The organism is Thalassolituus marinus (assembly GCF_020320395.1).
GTDB classification, from domain to species: domain Bacteria; phylum Pseudomonadota; class Gammaproteobacteria; order Pseudomonadales; family Oceanobacteraceae; genus Venatoribacter; species Venatoribacter marinus.
Genome location: NZ_JAEDAH010000042.1, coordinates 125,659 through 141,853, shown reverse-complemented (window position 1 = coordinate 141,853; position 16,195 = coordinate 125,659). Strand labels below are relative to the sequence as shown.

General features: G+C 53.1%; 15 protein-coding genes. 4 read left to right on the top strand and 11 right to left on the bottom strand.

Features of this window, described 5'->3' with window-relative positions; translation table 11 throughout:
* Positions 1–206 precede the first annotated feature (206 nt).
* From I9W95_RS08685 to I9W95_RS08650, 8 genes are all read right to left on the bottom strand, one after another.
* Entirely contained in the window at positions 207–485 is a 279-nt protein-coding gene (locus tag I9W95_RS08685) for a hypothetical protein (protein ID WP_225673903.1), read from the bottom strand.
* 107 nt (positions 486–592) lie between these two features.
* Complete coding sequence (locus tag I9W95_RS08680; RefSeq protein WP_225673901.1) at positions 593–961, bottom strand: hypothetical protein; 369 nt, start codon at positions 959–961, stop codon at positions 593–595.
* 363 nt (positions 962–1,324) lie between these two features.
* The gene (locus I9W95_RS08675; protein WP_225673899.1) at positions 1,325–2,716 is read right to left on the bottom strand and encodes a tetratricopeptide repeat protein; all 1,392 of its coding nucleotides are present in this window, start codon (positions 2,714–2,716) and stop codon (positions 1,325–1,327) included.
* 26 nt (positions 2,717–2,742) lie between these two features.
* Positions 2,743–3,390 carry an energy transducer TonB gene (locus tag I9W95_RS08670; RefSeq protein ID WP_225673898.1) on the bottom strand — a complete coding sequence of 216 codons (648 nt, stop codon included), beginning with the start codon at positions 3,388–3,390 and terminating at the stop codon, positions 2,743–2,745.
* Between the two features lie 10 nt (positions 3,391–3,400).
* Positions 3,401–3,808, bottom strand: a complete 408-nt coding sequence (locus I9W95_RS08665; protein ID WP_225673896.1) for an ExbD/TolR family protein — start codon at positions 3,806–3,808, stop codon at positions 3,401–3,403.
* 2 nt (positions 3,809–3,810) lie between these two features.
* Complete coding sequence (locus I9W95_RS08660; RefSeq protein WP_225673894.1) at positions 3,811–4,203, bottom strand: MotA/TolQ/ExbB proton channel family protein; 393 nt, start codon at positions 4,201–4,203, stop codon at positions 3,811–3,813.
* Positions 4,200–5,510, bottom strand: a complete 1,311-nt coding sequence (locus tag I9W95_RS08655; RefSeq protein WP_225673891.1) for a MotA/TolQ/ExbB proton channel family protein — start codon at positions 5,508–5,510, stop codon at positions 4,200–4,202. Before I9W95_RS08655 ends, I9W95_RS08660 begins: the two co-directional genes overlap by 4 nt.
* On the bottom strand, positions 5,507–6,265 hold the full coding sequence (locus tag I9W95_RS08650) for a DUF3450 family protein (RefSeq protein ID WP_225673889.1): 759 nt from the start codon (positions 6,263–6,265) through the stop codon (positions 5,507–5,509). The genes I9W95_RS08655 and I9W95_RS08650 overlap by 4 nt, the downstream gene beginning before the upstream one ends.
* Positions 6,266–6,437: 172 nt before the next feature.
* On the opposite strand from I9W95_RS08650, the gene I9W95_RS08645 reads away from it, so the two are divergent.
* The 4 genes from I9W95_RS08645 (at position 6,438) to I9W95_RS08630 (ending at position 13,338) form a co-directional block, all read left to right on the top strand.
* The gene (locus I9W95_RS08645) at positions 6,438–8,645 is read left to right on the top strand and encodes a TonB-dependent receptor (protein WP_225673887.1); all 2,208 of its coding nucleotides are present in this window, start codon (positions 6,438–6,440) and stop codon (positions 8,643–8,645) included.
* A 107-nt stretch (positions 8,646–8,752) separates the two neighbouring features.
* Positions 8,753–9,433, top strand: a complete 681-nt coding sequence (locus I9W95_RS08640; protein ID WP_225673885.1) for a Fe2+-dependent dioxygenase — start codon at positions 8,753–8,755, stop codon at positions 9,431–9,433.
* 25 nt (positions 9,434–9,458) lie between these two features.
* The gene (locus I9W95_RS08635; protein ID WP_225673883.1) at positions 9,459–10,571 is read left to right on the top strand and encodes an alpha-hydroxy acid oxidase; all 1,113 of its coding nucleotides are present in this window, start codon (positions 9,459–9,461) and stop codon (positions 10,569–10,571) included.
* A 343-nt stretch (positions 10,572–10,914) separates the two neighbouring features.
* Positions 10,915–13,338: a hypothetical protein gene (locus tag I9W95_RS08630; protein WP_225673881.1), complete on the top strand. Its 2,424-nt coding sequence runs from the start codon at positions 10,915–10,917 to the stop codon at positions 13,336–13,338.
* 101 nt (positions 13,339–13,439) lie between these two features.
* Here the strand turns inward: I9W95_RS08630 and I9W95_RS08625 are convergent, their stop codons facing one another.
* From I9W95_RS08625 to I9W95_RS08615, 3 genes are read right to left on the bottom strand one after another with little or no spacing between them, the layout of a single operon-like run.
* The gene (locus I9W95_RS08625; RefSeq protein WP_225673879.1) at positions 13,440–14,816 is read right to left on the bottom strand and encodes an NADPH cytochrome P450 oxidoreductase family protein; all 1,377 of its coding nucleotides are present in this window, start codon (positions 14,814–14,816) and stop codon (positions 13,440–13,442) included.
* A gap of 3 nt (positions 14,817–14,819) precedes the next feature.
* On the bottom strand, positions 14,820–15,641 hold the full coding sequence (locus I9W95_RS08620; protein WP_225673877.1) for a DUF4198 domain-containing protein: 822 nt from the start codon (positions 15,639–15,641) through the stop codon (positions 14,820–14,822).
* A gap of 28 nt (positions 15,642–15,669) precedes the next feature.
* A complete protein-coding gene (locus I9W95_RS08615; RefSeq protein WP_225673875.1) occupies positions 15,670–16,191 on the bottom strand; it encodes a DUF2271 domain-containing protein in 522 nt (173 codons plus the stop codon).
* Between the last annotated feature and the right edge of the window lie 4 nt (positions 16,192–16,195).

The following is a 16,195-nucleotide window of genomic DNA, read 5'->3' as shown; positions in this document are numbered from 1 at the left end:
TGGGGCGCGAGGTCAGGAAATATCGAGATTTCAAGGGCAAACGAGCCAGGACAGCGCGAAGCGGGGAGATAGCCCGTCCGGCGATAGGGGCGGTCCGACGTATCGGAAGGCCCCTCTATGAGGACAAGGGGCCTGGAATATCTAGCAAAAGTTCAAATAAAAATTTGTGGGACAGCAATGGCGCATTGGCCGTTTTTTTATGCCTGTTATTTACTTTTCCACAGGCGGGCGACGGCTCTGTCGCTACCAAGAAAAGCCACCACCGCACAGACGACACCGACGCTGAGGAATACTGCACCGGGCAGTAACCCTCCCCACTGCTGTGCAAATACGGCAGCAGCAATGGCAAAGGCCGACAGCATACTGAACAGCACACCGATAACCATCAGGATTTTACGATGGGACGGCTGGTAGGCGAACTGACCTTCTCCCTGTTCAAGTGGGTTAAGGATCGGTGAAAACAGCTTGCGCAGGGCTTCTTTCATAACAACTCTTGGGCATCAGATTCTGTTGAAGCCTGATTGTAACGCAGGGTTTGGCCGGCCTCATCTGACAATGTGGCCGTACACAGAATAATGCTCTGGCGGGAGGGTTACTCCTGCCAGCAAACACTGACCGCTGATTGCAGCGCGTAGCCTTCCTGTTGCAGCCAGTTAACGGCATCTTCCACGCTGGCGAATCCCTTGTGAATAAAGGCACCACCATCATGAATCATTTCTTCCAGCTGCAGGCGCTTAAGCATGGATGGGCTGTAGACATGGGCTGCCCGCGTCAGCCCGTGCTCTATGCTCCAGCTGACCAGTTGCTGGATCACCGGAACAATCTCGGGAATGCCCAGCGACCATTCGTCGAGAAATACCAGGTGGCCCCAGTTACCACTCAGGCGTGATGCCTGCTGCTGGTACTCATCACTGTAAGCCTCTGCGGCTTCTTCATTCCAGCTGCCTCTGACGTACGCCACCAGAATCTGTCCATTAACGGTCAGCCGGAAATCTCCATGTTGAACAAGGTGCCCGGTATGCATCGCTCACACCTCCTTACAACAGTCACTGAAACACGATAGCACCAGCAGCGCCAGAGGCAGGCTGGAGTGCAGGTTTGTCAGCTGCTTTTTTCTACGGCGGAAAAAGCAAGGGTGTCCGCCAGCCATAGGGCATGCGACAGGCTTTGCAGATGGGGTTCTAGATAATCCTGTGCCAGCCTTGGCTATTACTGCCTTGGCCGGGCGGGGGGCTGAGTGTCATTAGCGGCAGAAGCCGTGTACCTCAGTGGGGGGAGCTGCGCTAAGAGAAAAGAAAAGCCAGCTTAGCTGGCTTATTTTATTTCAGCTCTCGTTACGCACCAGATTGCGCAGTGAGCGAATATTGGCGTAAAGATCCGTACGTTGCGGATTATCACGTACGACCTGAGTCAGCAGCTGCAGTGCATCATTAAATTCACGCTGATTAATATGCAATTGTGCACGGCCAAGCAGTGCTCTTTCGCGGTAAGCGCTTAAAGCTTCAGCGCGCAGGTAATACATAATAGCTTGCTGATGACGCTGCTGATCTCGCAGCAGGTCGGCCAGTGCCAGCAGAGCATCGCCGGAGGTTGGCAGGTTTTCCAGTGCTGTGCGCAGGGCTTTTTCCGCTGCACTGTTGTCTTTTTTATTCAGCGCCATATAGGCACGGCTGACGTTCAGACCGGCTTTAGCACTATCCGGCAGGTTGGCCTTAGCAGTAGCCTGCAGCAGTTTATTCAGCGTTTGCCATTGTTGTTCGTGTACTAACCATGAAGCGGTCTGCACCAGAGTATCGGCCAGGGTGGTATCAATCTGTGTTTTCATAACGGCTGGCAGGGTAAGTAACTCCACGGCCCGTTGCGGGCTGCCATGACGCAGATGCAAACGGGCAGCAGTAGCCAGATTTGACGGCTCTTTTTCGCCCAGTGCAACGGCATTCTCCAGACTGCTGAGGGCCTGCAGCGGACGTTCCTGCTGCATGGCGATCTGGCTGCGAATCATCCAAAGCTCGCGCTTATCGCTTTGCTGTTGCAGTAATTCTTCCACCAGAGCCTGGGCCTGATCCAGAGCCTGTGACTGAGTTAAAGCATACAGCAGACCGCGCGCCCACTCGTTATTGTCGGCCTGTAAAAACAGTGCCTGGCGATAACCGGCGACGGCTGCAGCGGCATTATTTAATTGCAGATTGGTAAAGGCTAGCTGACCGTAAAGCTGTGCATCATTCAAACCCAGCTCCAGCGCTTTCTGCTGGTGAACGCGCGCTTCGCTGTAGCGTTTCTGCTGCATATACACCAATGCCAGGCTGCGATGGGCGCCGGCCTGTTGTGGCGCTTTTTCAGTGGCTTTTTTCAGTGCTTTTTCAGCGCCTTTAATATCATTGATCGACAGCAGAACCTGGCCGCGTAACAGGCTCATGGCGGCGCTGTCTTCTTCGTCGCTGCGCTCCTTAAGCAGTGCTGCAACGTCTTTGTACTTCTGCTCCGCCAGTAATGGCTGCAGGGTGCGGGCAAAGGTTCGTTCAGCGCTGGCCAGTTGCATAACATCGCTCTGGTCCATCTGGTTTTCGATCAGAAACGACCAGCGCGGCTCCGCCAGCGACAGGGATAGCGGGCTGTTGGCGCTGTGTGCTAACGGCGTGAAAATAAGGCCGCATGTGAGACTGCACAGCGTAAACAGTCGGCGCAAAACAGGGGTATTTATAGTCGCGATCATCATGCGGTATCTCTTTGTGTTAACAGGCATCAGGGCTTGATATCAATTGGCCAGATAAAACGAGCACGTACACTGGCACCGTCTTTTTGCGGTGCGGTAAAACGGCTGTTGCGGATCAGGCGCTGAATTTCCGGATTTAATTCGGGGTACGGGTTTTCAACAATGCGGTTCAGGCTGACCTGTCCCTGTTCATTAATGGTGACTTCAAGCCGCAGCGATACCAGTTTTACCCCGCGACGCTTCAGGCTGGCGGGTAGGGTAATGCTCACTGGCGTCAGCAGTGTTGGCAGACTATCGAGTTCGCTCAGGTCGAAGGCATCCCAGTCCGGCGCAATATCGCTGAACTTAATTTCCTGCACATTCAGTTGCGGGTCTGCCGGTGCCGTCAGGGTAATTTCCTGCGGCACATCCAGTACCGGTAACGACGGACCACTGCCAGCGGTGGCCACATCCAGCGGTACGGCATTCTGCGGTGGTGTCACCGGTGCCGGCGGTGGGGGCGGAGGCGGTGGCAACGCCAGGCTGATTTCACGCACTTCCAGTGTTGGGTCGGTCATTTCCGGCAGACGCTGACTGAGCAACAATAAAACCAACAGCAATACAATCAGAGCAACGCCAGCAGCGGCGGCCAGTAGCTGGCGGCGCAGAGGCGAATGAGTGGTCAGGGCCGTTTTCAATGCAGCGCCCTCAGGACTTCAGCGCGGCAATGCTGACGCTTTGCGCACCCGCCAGTTTGGCTTCGTCGATGACCTGTAGCAGACGTTCGGCTTCCACCTGCTTGTCGGCCTGAATCACCACCGGACGCGGTCCGCGTTGCTGCACCTGAGCAACGGTGCTGCGTACCCCGGCAACACCAATATTGCTGCCGTCGTACACCACATCGCCGTTGGCGGTGACGGCAATCAGAATCACATTCTGTTCCAGCGTGGTGGCTGACAGTGCCTGTGGTTTATCCACTTCTACCCCGGTTTCGCGTACGAACACCGTGGTGACGATAAAAAAGATCAGCAGGATAAATACCACGTCCAGCAGCGGCGACATATCGATGCCCTGGGTCGGCTGCTGTTCCAGTCGTTGTTGCAGGCGGCTGCGCATGATCAGGCTACCTGCGCCTGCAGACTCAGGCTGCGGTTAATACGGCTGTTGAGGCTGCTGTGCAGTAGCCAGGCAGGCAGTGCACAGAGTAAACCCAGTTGCGTGGTGAGCAGGGCATCGCCAATACCGGCACTGAATAAATCCGCACCACTCTGACCTGAGGCCAGCGCGGCGAAGCAATCAAGCAGGCCCATAATGGTGCCCAGCAAACCGAGTAACGGCAGGGCGGCAATCATGGTCGGGATAAAACAATCGGCACCATCACAACCTTCACGCAGCTCAGATACCGGCGTCAGCCAGCGCAATGCCAGTTGCTGGTAGCACACCAGCGCCAGGGTCAGAATAATCCAGCACATACCGCTGGCGGCAATCTGATTCAGAACATCATGACTCATGCGGATAACGCCTCCTGACGTGGATTGATTTGTTTTTCATCGTTGCTGTTGTTGTCAGCTTTGCTCAGCAACAGTGCGAAGTTTTCCAGCTGCTGGTAATAAGCTCGGGCACGGCGCGACAGCAGCGAGTGAATCACCAGTGCCGGAATGGCCACTACCAGACCCAGTTCGGTGGTGATCAGCGCCTGAGCGATACCACCAGACACCACTTCCGGATTACCGGAGCCAAACAGTGTCATCATGCGGAAGGTTTCGATCATGCCGCTCACCGTACCGAGCAGACCCAGCAATGGAGATACCGAGGCGGTAATGGCAATGGCGGTCAGACGGCGTTCCAGCTGAATGCGGTTGTGCTGCAGTTGCAGGAACAGCTGATCGTCACGCTCCTGCTGTTGCGGAATCTCGCGGGCAACGGTCAGCAGAGCAGCCTGCATACCGGCAATACCATCGACATCCTGTTTATCGTTAATAGCCTGAGTCAGACGTGATGGGCTGATTGCCTGAATTTCTGGCAGACGCCATAACTGCAGCGCTTTAATAACGGCAATGGTTAATGCCAGCAGGGCGAATAACAGAATCGGAACCACCCAGATGCCACCTTTCTGCAGGTGTTCGCTGACGCTTTCATCCGGCACCTGTGACAGCATGCTCAGGCTTGGATCAAAACTCAGTGGCAGTTGCTCTGTGCTGCCCTGACGCAGACTGTTTAAGGTCTGCTGATCATTGCTGCTAACAGAGTGCAGGGTGACCCATTCGCCGTCGCGCAGTTCACTGCGGAAAGCTGAGTCGGTGGTTACTGCCCAGTGTACCGGGCCCAGACTCAGGCGCTGGGCTGGTGTAATAACGCCGTTGCCCTGCACCAGTTCAATGGCATTCCATTGTGGCTCCAGCCACTGTTCACTATCGGCTGCCATAGCCAGAATCTGTTCCAGCTGAGCGCTCAGTGACGGGCTGTTACTGCTGATGGATTGCTGACGCATAAATTGCTGTACCAGATTGCTCTGGTACTGATGCTGACTGGTCCACTGCTGCAAGCGTTGCTGCAGTTGGGTCAGGCTCAGATTTTTTTCATCTGCCTGACGGCGTGCCGCTGCGGTTTGTTCCTGCAGTTTATTCACGGAACGTTCGAGCTTGCCCAGTTCGCGGGCAAGGGCGGCACGCTCTGTCGCAATATTTTTTTCATTGCTGGCAAGATGTTTTTCCGCGGCCGTAATGCGCGTCAGCATATTCTTTTCAAGATCGCTGGCAGCAGCGCTTGCACTGTTCGCTGCCAGTGCCAGGCACAGGCTCAGAAAAAGATGTTTCATTGTGCTGCCTCCGCCAATGTCTGGGTGGTATTAAGCGTAAAAGGCAGTGCAATATCCGCTGCTGGCTTCTGTTTTTCGGCGATAGCGATGGCGTGCTGAATATCGGCGGCATTAATCTCTTTACTGAAATGCCACTGCCACTGACCTTGCTCTGCACGGCCATAACCTCGGTATTCACCATCGGCGCTGACAAACCACGCCTGAGCCAGGCCCAGATAAAGCTGCTGTACCAGCACTTCGTTTCCGGATTCATGTGGCAGGCGCATGCTGTGCAGCGTGACGCGTTCATTAAATTCTTTCAGCCGATTCAGGCGGGCAAGCTGCAGACGCAGAGCATCGTCTTCTGCGCCTTCACTTTTATTCCAGCCGGTCTGGAGTGGTGGGGGCAGCATCGGTTGCAGAGCGTCCAGTCGACGGCTCAGGGCCTGCAGAACATCTGCGACACCAGACTGTTCGCTTTCCAGTTGTGCCTGCTGTTGCAGCAACTCGTTACGCTTCTGTTCTACTTCGTCGCGGCTGTCGTGATTTTCGCTGAGCAGTGCCTGCAGCTGTGCCTGCTCGCTTTTCAGCAGGGTCAGGCGTTGTTCCAGTGCCGGCTTCTGCTGCAACCAGTCATTCTGCAAATGAGTTGCCTGGCGCTCGGTATCCAGCCATTGGCGGGTGAGCTGATCCAGCTGGTCGGCTTTATCACTGGCCAGAGCGGGGGGGCAGGCCAGAGCCAGCAGCAGGGTAATCGGTCGTAGAGGTGTTTTCACAACGCGTCTCGGATGAATGCTTCAACTAGGCGCCATTATGCTTTGTGGAAATGCTGATGTAAATAAAAATGATTTGCATTTGGAGTTTTGTGCGTTTATGTTTCTGCCCCGTGTCGCCGACCCGGGGGTGGCACTTCACTCAGCGTACAAAAGAATTCAATGGAATATCCCGATGAAAAACAGCATGACTAAGCATGGTTTTAAGCGCAGTGCTCTGGCACTGGCCGTCTCCTCCGCACTGCCCCTGTCCGCCATGGCCGCCGACGATGTTCGTGAACTGCCAGCCACTCAGGCGCAGACCAAATCGGAAGACAGCTACGTTGTTTCTGAGTCGACTCTGCCTAAATACACTCAGCCTCTGCTGGATACTGCGAAAACCATTTCGGTCGTACCGCAGTCGGTTATGCAGGATCGTAATGTCGACAGCCTGCGTGATGCTCTGCGTAATGTTCCGGGTATTTCGATGGCAGCCGGTGAAGGTGGTCAGCCAACCGGCGACAATATGTCTATTCGTGGTTTCTCTGCCCGCACCGATATTATGATCGACGGCGTGCGTGATATTGCCGGTTACTCCCGTGATACGTTTAACATTGAAGCGGTTGAAGTCGCCAAGGGTCCTGGCTCTGCGGTTTATGGTCGTGGTTCTACCGGTGGTTCCATTAACCTGCAGCAGAAAACCGCCAAACTGGAAAATGCTAACAACGCGTCACTGCGTCTGGGCAGCGAAGGCGATTACCGCGCGCAGCTGGATTCCAACATGGCTCTGGGTGATACCTCGGCCGTGCGCGTTAACCTGATGAAGCACGACAGCGACGTTGCTGGCCGTGATGAAGTATTTAATTCTGCTGTTGCCGGTGCTGTGTCTTTCGCCACGGGTCTGGGCACGGATTCCCGCTTCACCGCTAACGTCGATATTCAGAACCAGGACAACATGCCGGACTACGGTCTGCCATGGGTGGGTAACGGCACTTCACCAACCGCAGAGCTGGCGTCCGAGGAAGGCACGGCTCCGGATGTGGATTACAGCAATTTCTACGGCAACGTGGATCGTGATTTCGAAGAAATTGATGCCAAATCCCTGACTCTGAAATATGAAAAAGATCTGAACGACGCAACCACGCTGCGCGCACTGGTACGCACTGGTTCGGTTGAACGTCAGTCGGTGATTACTGCGCCACGTTTTAACAGCATCGGTGATTCCACCGATGTACGTCAGCGTTCACCAAAAACCCGTGATACCAAAGACTCTCTGACCGTTGCTCAGTTCGACGTAATCGGCCGTTACATGACCGGTTCTGTACAGCACGATGTGGTTGCTGGTGTTGAGGTATTTAAAGAAAAATCCGAACGCTGGAATTTTGATGATAACGGCACCGACAATCTCGATGTCGATCAGGTCGTGGTAGATCTGTACAACCCGGATAACAACATTGCCTACACAGGTACCTACAGCCGCGGCGATAAAACGGCCAAAGCTGAGGGTGATACCAAGGCGATCTATGTATTCGACACCCTGACTCTGAATGAGCAATGGGAAGTCAGTCTGGGTGGTCGCTACGATTCTTTCAGCACGGAATATTACTACCAGCTGGCAGACGATACCGACCCGAATGCGAAAACCAAGCGTGACGACAGCGTATTCAGCTGGAACGCCGGTGTTGTGTATAAGCCTGCGAAAAACGGCAGCATCTACGCGGCGGTCGGTACTTCCTTTAATCCATCGGCAGAAGGTCTGACCAGTATCAGCTCACGCAGCCTGTATCTGGAAGATCTGGATCCGGAAAAAACCAGCAGCTACGAGCTGGGTACCAAGTGGCAGCTGTTTGATGGCAAAGCTTTTGTCAGCGCGGCGCTGTTCCGTACAGAAAAAACCGATGCCCGTACCGATGACGACCTGACCACTGATGATACCCGCGACGAAACTCTGAACGGTAAGCAGCGTGTTGATGGTCTGGAACTGAGCGTTGCCGGTGAAATTACTGATGCGATCTCTGTTTCTGCTGCCTACACCTACATGGACAGCGAAGTGGTGAATGCAGAAGGTGCCGACGAAGCGCAGGAAGGTAACGAACTGCCACGCACACCGAAAAGCTCTGCCAGTGCCTGGGGTCGTTACCAGATTACTGACAAACTGGCCGCTGGTCTGGGTGCCCAGTACATGGGTAAGCGTTACAACAGTTCAGTGCCTGCATCGCGTGAATACGCTGACGATTACCTGATCTTCGACATGATGGTGTCTTATCAGGTTAACGATCAGTGGGGCGTGCAGATGAACGGTTCTAACCTGACCGATGTTGAATACATCGATCTGCTGGGCGGCGGCCACGCCGTACCGGGTGAAGGTCGTTATGTCAGCCTGAGCACCAACTTCAGCTTCTGATTCGTATAATCAGCGTCTGAACCAACGGCTGCACCTGGTAACGGGTGCGGCTGTTTCTGTTTAAATGATTTAACCCTGCGTTTGCTAACGCCTGCCGGACACACATTATGCTGATTAAAATTCCTGCCCTGTTAAGTCGTGATCAAGTGAATGAATTTCGTCAGGTACTGGTCAACTCCGACTGGGTCGATGGCAGTGTGACCACCGGCTATCAGTCAGCAAAAGTTAAAAATAATTATCAGCTGCCGGAAAATTCCGAAGCCGCTCAAAGGCTTGGCGACCGGATTTTGTCGGCGCTGGCACGTAATGCAAAATTTATGTCGGCGGCTTTACCGCTGCGAATTTATCCACCGATGTTTAACTGTTACGAAGGCGGCGGTAATTTTGGTGTGCATGTGGATAACGCCATTCGCCAGGTGGCAGGCACGCCGGTGAAGGTGCGTACCGATGTGTCGATGACAGTATTCTTCTCCGACCCCGAAGAGTACGAAGGCGGTGAGCTGGTTATCGAAGATACCTATGGTAGCCAGTCGATTAAGTTTCAGGCTGGTGATGCGGTGTTGTATCCATCCACTAGTCTGCATCAGGTAATGCCGGTAACCGCAGGCCGTCGTCTGGCTTCTTTTTTCTGGATTCAGAGCATGATCCGCAGTGATGAGCAGCGCCGGTTATTATTTGATATGGATACATCATTGCAGAATTTGCAGCAGCAGAACGCGGATAATCCTGAGCTGGTCAAGCTTACCGGGGTGTACCACAACCTGGTGCGTCAGTGGGCCGAAGTGTGAGTATTGAAGCTTAAGGACTGCTTTGATGAATAATGAACATATTTTAAAACCCGCACTGGACTACATTCCACCGGATCTGGTCAGCATCAGCGACTATGAACGCTACGCCCGTCATTTTATTCGCGATGATATCTGGGCCTATATCAGTGGCGGCGCTGCAGATGAACATACGCTGGCGGAAAACCTGCAGAGCTTTGCCCGCCAGCCAATTTATAACCGTGTATTAAGTGATTTTTCCACCGCCAATACCCGCACCCGCATTCTCGGTTATGAACTGGACAGCCCACTGTTGCTGGCGCCGGTTGCGCATCAGCGCTTGCTTCATCCATATGGTGAAATAGCAACGGCCCAGGCTGCTGCGGCGATGAATGTGCCGCTGATTGTCAGTACCCTCAGCAGCGTTGCGCTGGAACAGATTGCTCAGCATGCCGGGCAGTGGTGGTTTCAGCTTTACTGGCAGCCACAGCGTGAAGATAACCAGACCTTATTGCGTCGTGCCATTCAGGCCGATGCACGGGCCATTGTTATCACCCTCGATGCGCCGGTCAGCGGCGTACGTAACCGCGCTCAGCGCGCTGGTTTCCGTTTGCCGGACGGCGTGCGCGAAGAGAACCTGGTGGAATTTGCTACGTCCGTGAATACTGCGGCCGAGGGCGAGAGCGTTATATTCAAGCACTTTATGAAACAGCGGCCGTCACTCGATGATCTGAAGTGGCTGCGCGAACAGACGTCATTACCCTTACTGGCGAAAGGCATCAGTCATCCCGAAGACGCAAAAGCGCTGCAGGAAATTGGCTTTGATGGCCTGATTATTTCCAACCACGGTGGACGTACGCTGGACGGCGTGCCAGCAACACTGAGCTTATTGCCAGCGATTCGTATTGCTGTCGGAAAGGATATGACGCTCTTAATGGACAGCGGTATTCGTCGCGGTACCGATGTGGTGAAGGCGCTGGCTGCCGGGGCCGATGCTGTGTGTATTGGTCGCCCGCAATTATGGTCACTGGCCGTGGCCGGTGCGCTGGGCGTTGCTCATATGCTGCGTATTTTTCAGGAAGAACTGGAAATGGCGATGGCGTTAACTGGCTGTGCGACTATCGATGCGATCAGCCAGGATGTGTTTGCCGACAGGTTTTAATAACACCAAATTACCGGTGGGCACTGCCCACCATGTATCAGGGCCGCCTTCATTCTGCCGATTTAATACACATCCCGCACATAACGGCCGCTTATATTTTCAAAGGTATGGATCATATTGTTCATACGATTCACTAGCATTTATAAATGATTTACATCTTGTTTTAGTGATTGATAAATACTCTCGTTAAGATCGGAAGCATTTATAGATGCATATAATCTGCTACAGATCAGCATTAGCCGGCATCATTGTTGATTTCACTCACTTGCTGAATGATCATATTCATAGTGGTCGGGCAATGTTTTGAACAGCCTGAGGTTTTAAAGATCGAAGAGGACTATCAATGACGCCAGAATATCCTTTTGCCTGCATTAACAAGAAGCTGTTGTTGGCTGTGCTGGTGGCAGGCATGACAGTATCGGGTTGCAGTAGCCCCTCGTCAGACTCATCTGATGCCGGAGGTAATACTCCTGATGGTGATAATACTGGCACTCCTGCGACGGTGACGGTTCAGCGAGTTTCGTTGACGGGGCTGGCGGTGGACCCTTATATCGCAAATGCAGTGATTTGCGCCGATCTTAACCTCAACAGTACTTGTGATAACGACGAACCCTCCACAATCACGTCGGATACCGGTGAGTTTGATCTGGGGGAGTGGCCGGATGGGTTCACAGAAGTTCAGGTTCTTATAGAAAACAAAGGTTCCTGGCAGGTACCACAATACGGCCTGCACGACGGTAAACCCTACGGGATGCCACTGACGGTTGTGGTCTCTCAGGATGTTGAGGTGGAAAGTGAAGAATCGGACGTTCCGCCAGCATTGATGACGCCTGCGACTACGTTGCAGGCAAATTATGCTTTGACGGAAGAACAGATTCTGGTGCTGATAAATCAGTTCTCAGCTCAGATTGGCCGGGAGATAACAGCAGACGATTTACAGCAAGACCCCGTTGCTCTCTACGGAGATACACCTGTTTCAGAGCTTGAGGAGTCTGATCTTGCGGTATTCCGCAGTTATCTGGCGATGTATACGGTTAACCGGATTTTGACGTCGTTGCAGAGCCTGGATGACACCCTTGATGAGCAATTTGCAAATCGTCTCGGGGACAATAGCTCTCCAGAATATCAGGTACTGGAACTGACACTGGATTCCATTGCCAGAGCAACTGCGACAGATATTCTGGTAGCTTCTCAGAACCAGATTGATGCTGGCCAGCAGCAGATGGATGATGCGATTGAACAGGGGGCGCTGGATGCTGGGGCCCCGGAATCCTATATTCCGTCAATACTCGCTGCTGTGCCTGATTTTCCTGATCTCACTGCAGAAGTCGTTATGGCTGTAGGCGTGAGTATTATCGAATTTGAATTGAATCGTACACAAACTCTGGTGTCGACGTTATTTGATGCCGGAGATCAAACGTTTGAGCAAATCGCTCAGGCAGCTGCAGACCAACTTGAAGCTGACTTCACGGATGGTGGTGTCGGTAAACTGATGGAAGAGCACATTGAGATTCTTGGCGTACGAATTTATGGCTTAGTGAATCAGGATCACTTTCTCGACTACCAGGGAAACACCTATTACAACGGCAATGTTAATGGTGACGATATTTACAGTGGAATTGTTACCAGTAGCAGTGACTTGATTCTGGGTGTCGAATGTCAAAGTGCAGGCTTCTTTGGTTATGAAACAGATACCGGTGTCGATAGCCGTTGCACTTCTGCATTACCAACGGATTTACAGGAACGTTTGGCTGACTTCACAGGTAGCGCAACACCTCCGCAAGACGATGAGGATAGTCCTGTTGATCAGAATGTCTGGGATTACTTGCCAGTGAAAACCATTCGGGTCAGCGATCAGTCACCCGAATCAACCTGTAATGTATCAGGTAAAGTCTACTATACGCCTCAGGGAGAAACCGATGCTGTACCAGCAGCAGGTGTGCCGTTATACCTGAACTATGGCGCAGCAGATCAGGAAATTAATGTCATTACGGATACAGATGGCAGTTTTGAATTTGCCCGCATCCCTGCGAAAAAGTATCAGGCAGACGGCTGGTCAGAAGAAGAGGCTAATGGCGATGATATGTACTTCTTCGGGGTTATTGCAGGAAAACGTCGACCAGTACCGGCCTATTATGAGTACGAGGCTAATGCCGATTATCACTTTTACTGCCGTAATCAGTTTGCCGGTATTAATGCGGGGAATGCTGGTACAGGGGTACCCGGTACACAAGATCCCGATGAACTGATTGATGACGTTATTTACGCTGCCAACGAAGTGCTCTATTACCCACTGGTAAAACCACTTGTTGCCGGAACCAAAATCACCGGAACGATTGATTCTGCGATGCTGGGTGAAAGCTTCGGCATGGAAATTCACGCAAAGCTAGCTAAGTATGATGGTGAAACGTCGTCAGACAGCGTGGGTGATGGTGGTTGGATTATGGATGCTGTGAACTATGGCGATGACCATGCATTTACGTCACTCGATACAGATACCGGCACCTTTGAAATAACAGAGCTGGCTGGTGGTGACTATGGCTTGCGACCACATTTCAGGGTTGCAGGAATCAATGATAGTGGCGAAGCTGCCGATCTGATGGTGGAATGCGATGATACGGTTGGCTTTTCTGTACCTGCCGGGGTAACGACGGATGTTACTGTTGAGTTGGCTGCTTTAGCGGTTGATGAAATATCGAATTGTTATTACGCCGAAGGAAAGTCTGGTCTGTATGAGCAGAAAATGGTGATCACCATTACCCCTTAATCACCGTCTTTTATATGGCATTGCCTTTAAAGGTGCTTCTGTATAGCAGAAGCACCTTTTTCTTACTGAGTACTGTTACAGATGCCGAGCCATAAAACTGGTTAATACACATCCCGCACATAACGGCCGCTTAATTCCAGCTCGTCAACATAATCAGAACCAATAAGCTCACGCAGGGTACGGTCGGTATCACTGCCCATGCCATCGCGGCTGCCGCATAAATAAATCACCGCACCTTTGGCCAGACACTGTTTCAGCTGCAATACTTCGCGTTTAAGAATCTGCTGTACGTAGCCTTCACAGGCCTTGCCCTGCAATGATGGCGGCCAGGGCGCATGACTGCGGGAAAAGGCGAAATTAAGTGCAGTGAGATCGCCATTACTGTGCCACTGGTTAAGTTGCTGATGCCAGGGACGATCGTGCTCTGCGCTGCGCTCACCATAAATCAGCCACATATCGCCATGTTGTTTGCTGTTCAGGCGTTGCTGTATCTGTGCACGCAGACCGGCAAGGCCGGTGCCGTTACCAATTAAAATCATTGGCATATCCATTGCGGGATCGTAGCAGGCAGGATTACGTTTTAACTGCAGCTCAATCACATCACGTTCGCTAATGGTTTCGCATAAATAGCCACAGCCAAGGCCGGGGCTGCCGTCATCGTGATACTGCATACGCACCAGAAAACGCAGACAATCCTCTGCCGGCGTACTGGCGATACTGTATTCGCGTTGCTGACCGGCGATGTTGATTAGAACGGTATCGCCGGCTTGCCAGTGGGCCGCCAGCGGGCTGCTCAGCTCCAGTTCGTACATGGCGTTGCCCGGGCTGCCGTGATTCAGCAATGTCCGTTTTTTAAGTGCCCAGCGCTGTGGAAAGGGTTCGTTTTTTTCCACGCCGCGGGTTGAGGTTTTCGGTGCCTGTACCGGAAAACCACTGGCGCTTAGCAGTTCGTACCAGTGCTCGATGGTTTGCGGGCAGAGGCGGTCGACTTCCAGTACCGGAAATAAAGGACGTGCGCCAAGCGATTTTAATTGCTGGCTGAGCTGGTGGCCGAATGCACAGAAATTGCTGTAGAGACGGTCGCCCAGCGCCAGCAGGGCAAATTCGCATTGCAGGCTGTCGCCACTGCTGCTCAGGTTGTGGAAAAAACGTTCGGCGTTGGCCGGCGCTTCACCATCGCCAGTGGTGCTGGTAATAATCAGCAGGCGCTGGTCACGGGTTAACTGCGCGGGTGCAATTTTATTCAGATTAATCAGTTGTGCCGTCTGCCCCTGGCTGACCAGTTGCTGGCGTAAACTGCGGGCCAGAGCCAGCGCATTTCCGCTTTCACTGCCGTAACCGATTAATACATCATGCAGACTGTGGTGCTGCTGGCGGTTCTGCCACCAGGACAGCAGCGCTGTACGGTAACACCACAGGGTGAAGACGGCGTACCCTGCCAGTAGCAGGGCCGCGTAAGGAACATTCGCTGCGTTCACAGATCAGTCCGGTAATACTTCCAGCACGGCGGTATAACCACCTGAACGCTGAGTGGCCGGAGCCTGCGCTTTGTTGTCACGGTAAGATGCTTCAACAAAGTAACGGCCAGCACCCTGCCAGTTAATGACGACTTCACCTTGCTTGTTGGTGTGTAATTCGATGGCGTCTTCGCTGTTACGGTAACGGGTGCCTTCACGAATTAATGTGACTTCCACACCTTCTACCGCCTCACCATCCATCAGAAAACGCAGAGTAGCGGCTTCACCGGCGAATAAATCGTTCGGGTGCGTTACCGGAATCATTTCCAGGCCTTTATTGCTCGGCGTAAAGATGCCATCCGTTGGTACACCGGCAGTCACGAAGGTTTCCATGCGGCGACTGTTGTAACTGACGCTCAGGTTTTTCGCATCGGCCGGAACTTTTTTACTGAACTCAGCCGGATCGGCTTTTTCACCGCGTGGCGGCCAGAAGGCACGTTTACCATCTTCGGTTTCCCAGCGCGCAGACAAGCCGCTGCTGGCCATACCGATACGGTAGGTACCTTGCTGATCAAGGGTGACATCGAACACAGTACGGTTTTTACCTGTGTGCAGGTTTTCTACTTCACGTACGCTGCCGTCAGGAGCAGTCACATTCAGACCATTGCTGCGCAGGGCTGCGTGGTCGGCAATAAAAATAGTGTTGGATACTGCGGCATCAAAAGAGACAACGGCTTTTTCGCCGGAGAGTACAGTCAGTGCGGGCTGAATCCAGGCACGGTGGGCCTGTGCTTCAACCGCAGTCAGTGTTAACAGTGAGAGAAATAAAGTACGTGCATTAAACATAGTATTTTCCTTTTGCTGACAGGGCGACTCAGGGCTGAATGGTCAGACGCAGCTTGCCCAGTTCTGAGCTGCCGGCTTCGCTGACAATGGTTTTTTCGCTGGTAGGCCAGTGGAATGGCAAATTGATTAATTCGCGTCCGCCGACTTCACGCGCTGCTTCCACTCGTACGCGGTAATCACCCTCTGGCAGATTGGCCAGCGGGCCCTTATCCAGTGAATAGGTCAGCTGGTAGTCACCAGGTCCCTGAGTTGCACCACTGATGCCGTCTGCTGGTAATTCCAGACTGCGGCCACCGCGGCGCCACCACTGGCGCATATCTTTCAGCCACTTTTTGCCGGCGTCGTTGCGCTTGTCGACGTCGTACCAGACCGTCAGTTGCGCAACTACTTCGTTATTGCCGTTTTCCAGCCAGGCAGCGACGTAGGGTTTGTGGTATTCGGCAACCGCCAGCTCGGGCAGTTGAATATCCAGCGTCAGGTCTGCGGCCTGCGCCTGAGTGGCAGCGGCAACGACCAGAGCGGCGAGCGCTGTCTGTCTGAAAATGGTCATGCAA